Annotated in this window: 12 protein-coding genes; 9 read left to right on the plus strand and 3 right to left on the minus strand. The window is 68.3% G+C overall.

Annotated elements, in window-relative coordinates; genetic code table 11:
* Positions 1-8 precede the first annotated feature (8 nt).
* From RS85_RS06420 to RS85_RS06430, 3 genes are all read right to left on the minus strand, one after another.
* Entirely contained in the window at positions 9-953 is a 945-nt protein-coding gene (locus RS85_RS06420; protein ID WP_046012667.1) for a 5'-3' exonuclease, read from the minus strand.
* Between the two features lie 29 nt (positions 954-982).
* Positions 983-1,492, minus strand: a complete 510-nt coding sequence (locus RS85_RS06425; RefSeq protein ID WP_152642347.1) for a hypothetical protein — start codon at positions 1,490-1,492, stop codon at positions 983-985.
* 269 nt (positions 1,493-1,761) lie between these two features.
* Positions 1,762-2,301 carry a hypothetical protein gene (locus RS85_RS06430; RefSeq protein WP_046012609.1) on the minus strand — a complete coding sequence of 180 codons (540 nt, stop codon included), beginning with the start codon at positions 2,299-2,301 and terminating at the stop codon, positions 1,762-1,764.
* Between the two features lie 239 nt (positions 2,302-2,540).
* Here RS85_RS06430 and rpsA point away from each other — a divergent pair, with 239 nt between their 5' ends.
* The 9 genes from rpsA (at position 2,541) to RS85_RS06475 (ending at position 12,651) form a co-directional block, all read left to right on the plus strand.
* Entirely contained in the window at positions 2,541-3,995 is a 1,455-nt protein-coding gene (gene rpsA / locus RS85_RS06435) for a 30S ribosomal protein S1 (protein ID WP_046012610.1), read from the plus strand.
* Positions 3,996-4,142: 147 nt separating this feature from the next.
* Positions 4,143-4,994, plus strand: coding sequence for an ABC transporter ATP-binding protein (locus tag RS85_RS06440; protein ID WP_046012611.1), 852 nt, complete (start codon positions 4,143-4,145; stop codon positions 4,992-4,994).
* Positions 4,991-6,043: an aliphatic sulfonate ABC transporter substrate-binding protein gene (locus RS85_RS06445; RefSeq protein ID WP_046012612.1), complete on the plus strand. Its 1,053-nt coding sequence runs from the start codon at positions 4,991-4,993 to the stop codon at positions 6,041-6,043. Before RS85_RS06440 ends, RS85_RS06445 begins: the two co-directional genes overlap by 4 nt.
* Positions 6,040-6,897, plus strand: coding sequence for an ABC transporter permease (locus RS85_RS06450; RefSeq protein WP_046012613.1), 858 nt, complete (start codon positions 6,040-6,042; stop codon positions 6,895-6,897). The genes RS85_RS06445 and RS85_RS06450 overlap by 4 nt, the downstream gene beginning before the upstream one ends.
* The gene (gene acs / locus RS85_RS06455; RefSeq protein ID WP_046012614.1) at positions 6,888-8,906 is read left to right on the plus strand and encodes an acetate--CoA ligase; all 2,019 of its coding nucleotides are present in this window, start codon (positions 6,888-6,890) and stop codon (positions 8,904-8,906) included. Before RS85_RS06450 ends, acs begins: the two co-directional genes overlap by 10 nt.
* 7 nt (positions 8,907-8,913) lie before the next feature.
* Positions 8,914-10,218 (plus strand): O-acetylhomoserine aminocarboxypropyltransferase/cysteine synthase family protein, encoded by a 1,305-nt coding sequence (locus RS85_RS06460; RefSeq protein WP_046012615.1) that lies wholly within the window; start codon positions 8,914-8,916, stop codon positions 10,216-10,218.
* Positions 10,215-10,799 (plus strand): CoA-binding protein, encoded by a 585-nt coding sequence (locus tag RS85_RS06465; protein WP_082087516.1) that lies wholly within the window; start codon positions 10,215-10,217, stop codon positions 10,797-10,799. The genes RS85_RS06460 and RS85_RS06465 overlap by 4 nt, the downstream gene beginning before the upstream one ends.
* Positions 10,800-10,831: 32 nt before the next feature.
* On the plus strand, positions 10,832-11,431 hold the full coding sequence (gene coaE, locus RS85_RS06470; RefSeq protein WP_046012616.1) for a dephospho-CoA kinase: 600 nt from the start codon (positions 10,832-10,834) through the stop codon (positions 11,429-11,431).
* The gene (locus RS85_RS06475) at positions 11,428-12,651 is read left to right on the plus strand and encodes an MFS transporter (protein ID WP_082087517.1); all 1,224 of its coding nucleotides are present in this window, start codon (positions 11,428-11,430) and stop codon (positions 12,649-12,651) included. The genes coaE and RS85_RS06475 overlap by 4 nt, the downstream gene beginning before the upstream one ends.

Consider the following 12,651-nt stretch of genomic DNA (forward strand, 5'->3'; position numbering starts at 1 on the left):
ACGCGTAGTCAGCTGGCGGCGAGGGCGGCGTTCGAGACCGCGGTGACCGCGCGGACCATCGACGACCCGAGGTTCCACTTCTCGGCGAGGGCTGTCGCGGCATCCGCCTCTGCGGGGTCGAGCACCCGGAGCGGGATGCCGGGGGCGGTGATGGGGAGCGACGTCGCGACGGCGACGACAGTCGGGGCGACGTCGAGGTAGGCGGATGCGGCGAGAACCTTCGCCCGCACGCCGGCGCTCATGCCTTCGCCGGCTTCTGCAGCGGCGCGGATGCCTTCGAGGTCGGCGTGAGCCTGCAGCAGGATGGCCGCGGTCTTGTCGCCGACGCCGGTGACTCCGGGGAGGCCGTCGGATGCGTCTCCGCGCATGGTGGCGAAGTCGGCGTACTGAGACGGGAGCACGCCGTACTTCGCGACGACCGTGGCGTCGGTGACGATCTCGAGGTTGCTCATACCCTTTGCTGTATAGATGACCCGTACGTCGCGTGCATCGTCGACGAGCTGGAACAGGTCGCGGTCTCCCGTAACGATGTCGACAGGAATCGCGGAGTTCGTGGCGAGCGTGCCGATGACGTCGTCGGCCTCGTGCTCGGCGACGCCGATGATCGGGATGCCGATGGCGGTGAGCGTCTCGCGGATCAAGGGGATCTGCGCCTCGAGCGGGTCGGGGACCTCTTCGACATCGGGCCCGGCGGGGACGACCTCGACGACCCGGTGCGCCTTGTAGCTGGGGATGAGGTCGACGCGCCACTGCGGACGCCAGTCGTCGTCCCAGCAGGCGATCACGTGCGTGGGCTCGTACAGGGTGACGAGCTTGGCGATGATGTCGAGCAGGCCGCGCGCCGCATTGATCGGAGAGCCGTCCGGTGCCTTCACCTTGTCGGGAACACCGTAGAACGCGCGGAAGTAGAGGCTGGCGGTGTCGAGCAGCATGAGGCGGTCGGCGCGAGGCATGGACTCAGAGTAACGACGACCGTCGACGTTCAGCACCCCGGGGCTGCGGGTTGCTCGACGCAGGTGCGGGCGACAAGTGCCGTGTGGGCCTCGAAGATGCGGATCTGCTGGGTCGGACCGTCGATGGAGAGCTGACCCTCGACCGGGAACCAGCCGACCCCGAGGTCTACCTCGGCCGCGTAGCGCACGGTGACGCTCGCGTCGTACGTGCCGCGGTCTCGATAGGTGTGGCTGGTGGCGGTGGGTGTGAACTGCGCCTGGCCGAGCGCCGACCAGGTCTGTCCGCCGGTGGTCGTCGATGCGGAATCGCCGTCCCCGTACCGGAAGTCGTAGCCGACCGGGGTGAAGCGCACGGTGACCGGGATAGCGAACAGCGTTCCTGATTGCGTATGAGTGGATGCCGCGGCGACGAAGTTCGTCGGCATCCCTGCGACGCCGAGGTTGTCGGGCTCACCCGAGGCGGTGACGGGCGCCGGAGCGAACTGCGCGAGGTCCGTGAGGGTGATCGCGGGGACCGCTGCGATGGCCGGTTCGTCCACAGCAGGGTCCGCATCTGTGCGTGCGCGAAAGCATCCCTTGTAGCTGTCCCAGTCGGCGAGGCATGCGTCGAAGTCGAACTCCTTGACCGGATGGCTGGGGCCTGTGCCCGCATCGTAGAACGGAGACGTGCTGTTATCTGGATTCCCCGTCGTTCGGCTGCCCGAGACGACGAGGGTCCCTTGATCCGCGCCAGTGAAGAAGTCTGTCCCGCCATCGCTGTCTCCCGAGCTTGCCGATGACATCGAGACCGAGATGACGAAAACCGCTGCTAGGAGCGTGTGCACTCGTGGTCCTCGGCTCGCCTAGCTGCGTCTATCGATAGCTGGCTGTCGTCTGACTTGAAAGTGACCTCGATCGCGTAGACAGCCGGACGATCCGGGTTCACCGCGGAGGCACCGTCCGCATCAGTGACGACAACTTCGCTCACATCGAGGCAGGCGATCGCCCTGACAACCTCGAAGGGCGCAGCCGCCCCGGCTGGGATGAATTCAATCACTTTCGAATCACCGGTGATCGAGTACCCGTCTGCGTGCATCGTCGAAAAGTTCTCGCGGTCCGCCCGCTGGAAGGCACCGCTCGAATAGTCGTAGGTCGCATCAAATGTTTCGGGGTCGGATGGATCGACAGCGTTGAGCGCTTCGATGTACGCCCTATACGTCTCCTCCGCAGCCGCAAACGCCTCCTCCTCAGACGCGAAGGCAGGCGTCGGCGTCGGGGTCGGCTCCGGCGCGGGGGAGCACCCCGCCAGCGCAACAGACACCACCGCGAGGAGCGCGATCGACAGGGGGACAGGTCGGAGCGGATTCACCTGGTCACGGTAGCCCGAAGCCGCGTCGGCCCGCAGAAGTTATCCACAGTCCGAATCGAGCGAAACTCGACTTCCACCGGCATCCGGTCTTCTGATAACCTGAGTCGTCACTCGTGGCGTGCCTACGCATGCCCGCGTGGCGACATCACCACAATCCAACTGCTGAGATGCATGCAGTCGGCCGTGCGCGGCCTTTGACTCTCAGCCTGAGACTCCATCCAACAAGGACAACCCACTACATGACTACCGCAACGACCGCCCCGGCCACCAAGCAGGTCGCCATCAACGACATCGGATCTGCTGAGGACTTCCTGGCCGCGGTCGAGAAGACCCTGAAGTTCTTCAACGACGGCGACATCATCGAAGGCACGATCGTCAAGATCGACCGCGATGAGGTTCTGCTCGACGTCGGATACAAGACCGAGGGTGTCATCCCCTCGCGCGAGCTCTCCATCAAGCACGACGTCGACCCCAACGAGGTCGTCAAGGTCGGCGACGAGGTCGAGGCACTCGTTCTCCAGAAGGAGGACAAGGAAGGCCGTCTGATCCTCTCCAAGAAGCGCGCTCAGTACGAGCGTGCCTGGGGAGACGTCGAGAAGATCAAGGAGAACGACGGCGTCGTCACCGGTACGGTCATCGAGGTCGTCAAGGGTGGACTCATCGTCGACATCGGCCTTCGTGGCTTCCTGCCGGCCTCGCTCATCGAGCTGCGCCGCGTCCGCGACCTCACGCCGTACCTCGGCCAGGAGATCGAGGCCAAGATCCTCGAGCTCGACAAGAACCGCAACAACGTCGTTCTGAGCCGCCGCGCGCTGCTCGAGCAGACGCAGTCGGAGTCGCGCACCACGTTCCTGAACAACCTGCACAAGGGTCAGGTCCGCAAGGGTGTCGTGTCGTCGATCGTCAACTTCGGTGCATTCGTCGACCTGGGCGGCGTGGACGGCCTCGTGCACGTCTCCGAGCTGTCCTGGAAGCACATCGAGCACGCCTCCGAGGTCGTCGAGGTCGGCCAGGAGGTCACCGTCGAGATCCTCGAGGTCGACCTCGACCGCGAGCGCGTCTCCCTGTCGCTCAAGGCGACGCAGGAGGACCCGTGGCAGGTCTTCGCCCGTACCCACGCGATCGGTCAGGTCACGCCGGGTAAGGTCACCAAGCTCGTTCCGTTCGGTGCGTTCGTTCGCGTCGCAGACGGCATCGAGGGCCTCGTCCACATCTCCGAGCTCTCCAGCAAGCACGTCGAGCTGGCCGAGCAGGTCGTCTCCGTCGGCGAAGAGGTGTTCGTCAAGGTCATCGACATCGACCTCGAGCGTCGCCGCATCTCGCTGTCGCTGAAGCAGGCCAACGAGTCGGTCGACCCCAACGGCACCGAGTTCGACCCGGCCCTCTACGGCATGGTCGCGGAGTACGACGACAACGGCGAGTACAAGTACCCGGAGGGCTTCGACGCCGAGACCGGTGCGTGGAAGGAAGGCTTCGACGCCCAGCGCGAGGCATGGGAGCAGGAGTACGCTGCAGCCCAGGCTCGCTGGGAGGCCCACAAGGCTCAGGTCACCAAGGCCGCAGAGGCCGAGGCGGAGGCCGGCGCCGACTTCGGCGGCCAGGTCTTCTCGAGCGAGGCGACCGGTGCAGGCACCCTCGCCGACGACGAGGCGCTCGCGGCTCTCCGCGAGAAGCTGTCGGGCGGAAACGCGTAAGCATCACGCTCTGAAACGGGCCGTCACCTCTCCTTCGGGAGGGCGTGGCGGCCCGTTTTCGTGCGTCGGGGACACCGCGATCCACCTGCGTGACGGAACATTACGTCGGCGTTCGTAACAATCCCCGCCATCGGACAGCATGGGGGTATGACTGCCCTCCTCCCTGCGTCGCGCACGGCCGACGCCTCGAGATCGGCAGGTCTGGCACAGGCCGTGCGGCTCGAGAGCATCGAGCGCTCGTTCCCGCTCGCGCAGGGCCGACGCGACGTGCTGCGCGGAGTGGACGTCGACATCACCGCGGGCGAGATCGTCGCCGTCGTCGGCCCGTCCGGATGCGGCAAGTCGACACTGCTCCGACTCGTGGGCGGCCTTGACGCCCCCAGCCGTGGCACCATCAGCCTCGACGGAGCCGCCGTCGCCGACGTCGACGAGCGCACCGCTGTCGCCTTCCAGGAACCGCGGCTCCTGCCGTGGCGTACCCTCGCCCACAACGTCGAGCTCGGTCTGCCCCGCGGCACCGCGCGTCGGGAAGGCCGCGATCGAGTTCGTGAACTCCTCCACCTCGTCGGTCTCGAGAACGCGGCCGATCAGCGTCCGCGCGAGGTGTCCGGCGGAATGGCGCAGCGAGCCTCCCTGGCTCGGGCGCTCGCCCGCAACCCCGGCGTGCTCCTGCTCGACGAGCCGTTCGGTGCTCTCGACGCGCTGACTCGACTGCGCATGCACGATCTGCTGTTGAAGATCCACGCCGCCGAGCCGACCACCATCCTCCTCGTCACGCATGATGTCGAGGAGGCCCTCTACCTCGCCGATCGCGTGCTGCTGCTGCGTACGCTCTCCGGCGACCCCGCCGATACCGCTCCGTCGATCGCCCGAACGGTCGCCGTGCCCGGCATCCGCCCCCGAGATCGCGCCGATCGCGGTCTCGCAGACCTGCGCGCCGAGCTCCTCGAAGGACTCGGCGTCGACACCCACCACCGCATCACCGAGGAGACCCGATGAGCACCATCACCCGCCGAATCATCCCTGCGATCGCGATCGTCGGCACGATGATGCTCGTCGCCACCGGCTGCGTCGCCGGAGAGAACGCCAACCCCGGCGCCGATGCTCCGTCGAGCGAGAGCACCGCCGGGCCGACGGAGTGGTCGTCGGACACGCTCTCGATCGACTTCGCCACCTACAACCCGCTGAGCCTCGTCATCCGCGACCAGGGCATTCTCGAAGAGATCCTCGGCGATGACGTCGCGATCGAGTGGATCCAGTCCGCCGGCTCCAACAAGGCGAACGAGCTGCTGCGCTCCGGTTCGGTCGACGTCGGCTCGACCGCAGGCTCCGCCGCCCTGCTCGCTCGCGCCAACGGCTCACCGATCCAGGTCATCGACATCTACTCGCAGCCGGAGTGGTCGGCGATCGTCGTCGGGCCCGACAGCGACATCACCTCGGTCGAAGACCTCAAGGGCACCTCTATCGCGGCGACGAAGGGCACCGACCCGTACTTCTTCCTGCTCCAGGCGCTCGAAGAGGGCGGTCTCTCGCTCTCCGACGTCGAGGTGCAGAACCTGCAGCACGCCGACGGCCGCGCAGCCCTCGACGGCGGATCGGTCGCCGCCTGGGCAGGACTCGACCCGATCATGGCCGCGGCCGAGGCGGAGTCGGGCGACAAGCTGATCTACCGCAACGTCGACTTCAACACCTACGGCTTCCTCAACGCCACCGAGGACTTCATCACCAACCACCCCGACCTCGCTCAGGCTGTCGTCGACGCGTACGAGAAGGCCCGCGAATGGGCGCTCGAGAACCCCGAGGAGACGGCTGCCCTGCTCGCCGAGGTCGCCGGCATCGACCCGGACGTCGCCAGCACCGTCATCGAGGAGCGCTCGAACCTCGACGTCAGCGGCATCCCGGGAGACGACCAGATCGCGGTGCTCGAGAAGATCGCCCCGGTGCTCGTCGAATCCGGTGACGTGCAGGGCGGCAAGGATTCCGTCGACAAGGCGCTCTCGTCGATCGTGAACGACACGTTCGCGAAGAAGGCGGTCGACGGCGAGTGACGATTCCCGACCGGCTGATCGTCCCTGAGGATTCGCGGGACGCGCTCGACTTCGCCAAGGGGAAGTACCGGCGAACGGATGCCACTGCTCGCCGCGTCTGGGACCGCCCTGCCATGCGCGTTCTCGCGGGGCTCGTGCTGCCGGCGATCATCCTCATCGCGTGGCAGATCGTCACCACCTCCGGCCTCATCGAGCCGTATCGCCTGCCCGCACCGGCATCCGTCTTCCAGGCAGGCGTCGAGCTGGCCGAGAGCGGGCAGCTCTGGACCCACATCGCGATCTCCGTGCAGCGCGTGCTGCTCGGCTTCGCGATCGGCTCGGTGATCGGCCTCGCCATCGCCGGCCTGGTGGGCCTGTCCCGACTGGGGGACGTGCTGCTCAGTCCGACGCTCGCCGCCCTGCGCGCCGTGCCGTCGCTCGCCTGGGTCCCGCTCCTCATCCTCTGGATGCAGATCGGTGAGGACTCGAAGGTCACGCTCATCGCTATCGGCGCCTTCTTCCCCGTGTACACGACGGTCGCGTCGGCCCTGCGGCACGTCGACCCCCACCTGGTCGAGGCCGGGCGGTCGTTCAGCCTGCGGGGCTGGTCGTTGTTCCGCACCGTGCAGCTGCCCGCCGTGATCCCCTCCGTGGTGTCTGGACTCCGTCTCGCGCTCGCACAGTCGTGGCTGTTCCTCGTCGCGGCCGAGCTGATCGCATCGTCGATGGGGCTTGGCTGGTTGCTGACCGATTCGCAGAGCAACGGACGCGTGGACCGCATCCTGCTCTCGATCGTGCTGCTCGCGCTGCTCGGAACGATCACCAGCGGCATCCTCGCGCTGCTCGAGAAGTACCTGCTCAAGAGATGGACGTGACGGTGACCGAAGCCCGACTGCTCGAGTCGCGGGCGTACCCGGCACCCGCCGGGTTCGCAGCGCAGGCGAACCTCGACGAGGAGGCTTATGCGCGGGCCGCCGCCGATCCGACCGCGTTCTGGGAAGACGCTGCGCGGCGTCTGGACTGGTTCGAGCCGTGGCACACGGCGCACGAGTGGGAGCCGCCGGTCGGCGACGCCGTCCCCGCCGCGCGCTGGTTCCTCGGCGGCACGCTCAACGTCGCCTACAACTGCGTGGACCGGCACGTCGTCGCGGGCCGCGGTGACAAGGTCGCGCTCCACTTCGAGGGCGAGCCGGGCGACCGCCTGTCGGTCAGCTACGCCGACCTGCAGCGACGAGTCGCTCAAGCGGCGAACGGGCTGCTTGCGCTCGGCATCCGACCGGGCGATCGGGTCGTGATCTATCTGCCGGTGCTCGTGGAGACCGTCGTCATCACGCTCGCCTGCGCGCGGGTCGGCGCGGTGCACTCGCTGGTCTTCGGCGGGTTCTCGGCCGAGGCCGTGCGGTTCCGGCTCGAAGACACGGGGGCCAAGCTGCTCGTGACGAGCGACGGGCAGTTCCGCCGCGGAACAGCCACCGAGGTCAAGTCGACCGCCGACATCGCCGCGGCCGACCTCGCCGACCTCGAGCATGTGCTGGTGCTGCGCCGGACCGGACAGGACGTTCCCTGGACCGAGGGCCGCGACGTCTGGTGGCACGACGTGGTCGACACCGCCGCGACCGAGCACGAGGCGCAGCCGTTCGACGCCGAGCATCCGCTCTTCATCATCTACACGTCGGGAACCACCGGGAAGCCGAAGGGGCTCGTCCACACCTCGGGCGGCTACCTCACGCACGCGAGCTGGGCGCACTGGGCGCACTTCGACGCCAAGCCCGACGACGTGCACTGGTGCACCGCCGACCTCGCCTGGGTGACGGCGCACACGTATGAGATCTACGGTCCGCTGTCGAACGGCCTCACCCAGGTGATCTACGAGGGCACGCCTGACGCGCCGCACCGCGAACGGCACCTCGAGATCATCGAGCGCTACGGCGTCACCGTCTACTACACGGCTCCGACGCTGATCCGCACGTTCATGACGTGGTTCGGCGCCGACCTGCCCGCAGGGCACGACCTCACGACCCTTCGCCTGCTGGGCACGGTCGGTGAGGCGATCAACCCCGAGGCCTGGGTGTGGTTCCGGCGCAACTTCGGCCGCGACGAGCTGCCGATCGTCGACACGTGGTGGCAGTCCGAGACGGGGGCCGCGATGATCGCGCCGCTTCCCGGAGTCACGACGCTCAAGCCCGGTTCCGCGACGGTGCCGCTGCCGGGAATCGACGTCGCCGTCGTCGACGAGCAGGGCGTGGAGGTCGCACCCGGCCGCTCGGGAACGCTTGTCGTGCGTCGGCCGTGGCCCGGGATGGCGCGCACCGTGTGGGGCAACCCGCAGCGCTACCGCGACGCCTACTGGTCGACCTATGCCGGGCACGGCGAGTTCGGCGGCTACTACGTCGCCGGCGACGGAGCGACCCGTGACGCGGACGGGTACATCTGGATCCTCGGACGCCTCGATGACGTCGTGAACGTGTCCGGGCACCGGCTCTCCACCATCGAGATCGAGTCGGCGCTGGTCGCTCACGACACCGTCGGCGAAGCGGGCTCGGCCGGAGTGTCGGACCCGGTGACAGGTCAGGCAGTCGTCGCGTTCGTGACGCCGTCGGGCAGGGCGCAGGTCACGCCATCCGATCTCCGCGCCCAGGTCGCCCAGGCCATCGGGCCTGTCGCGAAGCCGAAGCACGTCGTGGTCGTGCCCGACCTGCCGAAGACACGCTCGGGCAAGATCATGCGCCGTCTGCTCGCCCAACTCTGGGAGGCTGAACAGGACCGCCGCGCGGGCCGCGAGCCCCAGGCGCTCGGAGACACCACTTCGCTGCAGAATCCCTGGGCCGTCGACGACATCGCCGACGTGCTCGCCGCAGCCGAACTCGCACCACAGCCGAACTGAGGACACCATGACCGAAGAACACCGTTTCGGGTTCCGCACCAGGGCCCTGCACGCCGGCGGCACGCCCGACGCCGCGACCGGCGCACGCGCCGTGCCGATCTACCAGACGACCTCCTTCGTCTTCGAGGACGCGGCGGATGCCGGGAACCTGTTCGCTCTGCAGAAGTACGGCAACATCTACTCGCGCATCGGGAACCCGACGGTCGCGGCACTGGAGGAGCGACTGGCCTCGCTCGAGGGCGGGATCGGCGCCGTCGCCACGGCATCCGGCATGAGCGCGGAGTTCATCACGTTCGCGGCCCTCGTCGGCGCCGGGGACCATGTCGTCGCGGCCGCGCAGTTGTACGGCGGCACGGTGACCCAGCTCGATGTGACGCTCCGGCGCTTCGGCGTCGAGACCACGTTCGTCGCCTCGACGGACGCGGCCGACTACGCTGCCGCGATCCGTCCGGAGACGAAGGTCGTCTACGTCGAGATGATCGGCAACCCGTCCGGTGAGATCGCCGACATCGAAGGACTCGCCGCCGTCGCTCACGAGGCGGGCGTCCCGCTCGTCGTGGATGCGACCCTCGCGACCCCGTATCTCGCGCGCCCGCTCGAGCACGGCGCGGACATCGTGATCCACTCGGTGACGAAGTTCCTCGGGGGCCACGGCACCACGCTCGGCGGCGTGGTCATCGAGAAGGGCACCTTCGACTGGGGCAACGGCAAGTTCCCGCAGATGACCGAGCCGGTCGACTCCTACGGCGGCATCAAGTGGTGGGACAACTTCGGGGAGTACGGCTTCCTCACGAAGCTCCGCTCCGAGCAGCTGCGTGACATCGGGCCGGCGCTCAGTCCGCAGTCCGCGTTCAACCTGCTCCAGGGCATCGAGACGCTCCCGCAGCGCATCGACGCGCACCTCGCGAACGCGAGGATCGTGGCCGACTGGCTCGCATCGGACCCGCGGGTCGCCTACGTCACCTGGGCCGGCCTCGAGGGTCATCCGCACCGAGAGCGCGCGTCGAAGTACCTTCCGCTCGGCCCTGGTTCGGTGTTCGCGTTCGGGGTCGCCTCCGACGACGGCCGCGCCGCGGGGGAGACCCTGATCGAGAACCTCCAGCTGGCGTCGCACTTGGCGAACATCGGTGATGCGCGTACGCTCGTGATCCATCCGGCATCTACGACGCACCGTCAGCTCACGGAGGCGCAGCTCGAGGCGGCCGGAGTTCGGCCCGACCTCATCCGCATCTCAGTGGGTCTGGAAGACGCCGACGACATCATCTGGGACCTCGATCAGGCCCTCACCATCGCGACCGGAGCGAACCGATGAGCGCGACGAATCCTGCGGCGGCGGATGCCTGCGAGATCCCCACTGTGACGGATGCCGCGGCGTGCGCCTTGCCGGGAGCCGCCCCGGCCGCTGCCGGACGCACCTGGATCGGCCCGAACCAGCAGGAGCGGTTCGCCCTGCTGCGGCGAGCTAAGTCGGTGGCGATCGTCGGCGCGTCGAACAACCCGGCTCGCGCCTCGTTCTTCGTGGCGACCTACCTGCTTTCCAGCACCGCCTACGACGTGTACCTCGTGAATCCGCGCGAGACCGAGATTCTCGGGCAGCCGGTCTACGCTTCGCTCGCCGACCTTCCCGTGGTGCCGGATGTCGTCGACGTCTTCCGCCGGCACGACGACCTTCCGGGTCTCGCGCAGGAGGCAATCGATGTCGGCGCCAAAGCTCTCTGGTTGCAGCTCGGCTCGTGGAACGAAGAAGCGGCGGCGCTGGCCGAAGCAGCCGGGCTCTCGGTGGTCATGGATCGCTGCATCAAGATCGAGCACGCGAGATTCCACGGGGGATTGCACCTCGCGGGCTTCGACACGGGAGTCATCAGCTCGCGCCGACAGCTTCTCTCTCGGTGAGAGCCGCGTCGGTCGAACTCTAGACTTGCCGCATGCCCCTCATCGCTCTCACCGGCGGCATCGCGTCCGGGAAATCGACCATCGCCCGGCGTCTGGCGGAGCGCGGCGCGATCATCGTCGACGCCGATCAGATCGTGCGAGACGTGCAGGCTCCGGGATCTCCGGTGCTGCAGCGCATCGCCGAGACATTCGGTGACGAGGTCATCGGCTCTGAGGGTGCTCTGGACCGTGCCGCACTGGGAGCGAAGGTCTTCGGCGATCCGGCACTGCTGAAGCAGCTGAACGCGATCGTGCACCCTGCCGTGCGCGCCGAGTCTCAGCGACGCTTCGAGGCGGCTCTCGCCGGAGACGCGCACGCGGTGGTCGTGTACGACGTGCCGCTGCTGGTCGAGGCGCGGGTGGACGACCCCTGGGACACCATCGTGGTGGCTCATGCGCCGGCATCCGAGCGTCTGCGTCGCCTCGTCGAGCTGCGCGGGATGGACGAGCGTGCCGCACAGGAGCGCATCGACGCACAGGTCTCCGACGAGCAGCGCCTGGCCATCGCCGACGTCGTGATCGACACGGCCGGCGACCTCGCAGAGACGCATGCGCAGACTGACGCCCTCTGGGAGCGGATCCGCGAGAGGTGACCTTCTCCGGTCATGCACCAGGGTCTCGTGAGTACCGGCGCCTGATCGTCGGGCTGTTCTTCGCCGGCATCGCCACCTTCGCCCAGTTGTACTCGGCGCAGGCCGTGCTGCCTCAGATCTCGGCGGATCTCGCGGTCACACCCGCGACGGCCGCCCTGAGCGTTTCGGCGGCAACGCTGGGCCTCGCCCTCGCCGTCATCCCGTGGTCGGTCGTCGCCGATCGCATCGGCCGGGTTCCGGCGATGGCGGCGGGCGTGCTCACCGCCACCGCCTTCGGACTTGCGGCCCCGTTGAGCGGCGAGATCGCGGTGCTGCTCGCACTGCGGTTCGCGGAGGGCGTGGCTCTGGGCGCCGTCCCCGCCGTCGCCCTCGCCTACCTGAGCGAAGAGGTCGCGGGGAGATACGCCGCCACCGCGGCGGGGAGCTACATCGCCGGGACGACCGTCGGCGGCCTGCTCGGCCGTGTCGTCTCGGGGATCGTCGGCGAGGTCGGCGGATGGCAGTCCGGGATCCTGTCCGTCGCGGTGCTCTGCGCTGTGGCCGCCGTGCTGTTCCTCTGGCTCACGCCGCGTTCCCGAGGATTCGTGCCCGGGCGTCTGCGCGCTGACCGCGGGCCGGGCATCCTCCAGCGCCTGCGCGCACCCCTGCGGTCGCCGGTGCAGTGGGCGCTCTACGCGCAGGGATTCCTGCTGATGGGGGCCTTCGTCGCGGTGTACAACTACCTGGGGTTCCATCTCTCGGGGGAGCCCTTCGAGCTGCCGTCGTGGCTGGTGACGCTGCTCTTCCTCGCCTATCTCGCCGGCACCGTCTCCTCGCCGTGGGCGGGGGCGATCGCCTCCCGGATCGGGCGCTTCCCGGTGCTGCTCACGTCGATCGGCGTGATGGTCGCGGGTGCCGGCCTGATGCTCGTCGCGGCCGCACCTGTCGTCCTCGTCGGGCTCCTGCTGTTCACCGCCGGGTTCTTCGGAGCGCATGCGGTGGCGTCCGGCTGGACCCCCGTCGCGGTAGATCCTGCCAGTAGGGCACAGGCCTCGTCGCTGTATTACTTCGCGTACTACGCGGGCTCGAGCGTGTTCGGCTGGATGCTCGGCCTGGTGTTGGGCTCGGCGAGCTGGAGCTGGTTCGTCGCGGTCGTCGTCGCGATGTGCGCAGCGGCCGCTCTCGCTGCCTGGTCGGCTCTGCGACAGGCTCCGACGGGTCGGATCGAGCGCGCGGTCTGA

It is taken from the genome of Microbacterium sp. SA39 (assembly GCF_000967865.1).
Lineage (GTDB): Bacteria > Actinomycetota > Actinomycetes > Actinomycetales > Microbacteriaceae > Microbacterium.

Bases quoted from the DNA above. Each gene is read 5' to 3' on its own strand.
- RS85_RS06420 (WP_046012667.1), bottom strand. From the start codon at position 953: ATGCCTCGCGCCGACCGCCTCATGCTGCTCGACACCGCCAGCCTCTAC.
- rpsA (WP_046012610.1), top strand. From the start codon at position 2,541: ATGACTACCGCAACGACCGCCCCGGCCACCAAGCAGGTCGCCATCAAC.
- RS85_RS06440 (WP_046012611.1), top strand. From the start codon at position 4,143: ATGACTGCCCTCCTCCCTGCGTCGCGCACGGCCGACGCCTCGAGATCG.
- RS85_RS06445 (WP_046012612.1), top strand. From the start codon at position 4,991: ATGAGCACCATCACCCGCCGAATCATCCCTGCGATCGCGATCGTCGGC.
- acs (WP_046012614.1), top strand. From the start codon at position 6,888: ATGGACGTGACGGTGACCGAAGCCCGACTGCTCGAGTCGCGGGCGTAC.
- RS85_RS06460 (WP_046012615.1), top strand. From the start codon at position 8,914: ATGACCGAAGAACACCGTTTCGGGTTCCGCACCAGGGCCCTGCACGCC.
- RS85_RS06465 (WP_082087516.1), top strand. From the start codon at position 10,215: ATGAGCGCGACGAATCCTGCGGCGGCGGATGCCTGCGAGATCCCCACT.
- coaE (WP_046012616.1), top strand. From the start codon at position 10,832: ATGCCCCTCATCGCTCTCACCGGCGGCATCGCGTCCGGGAAATCGACC.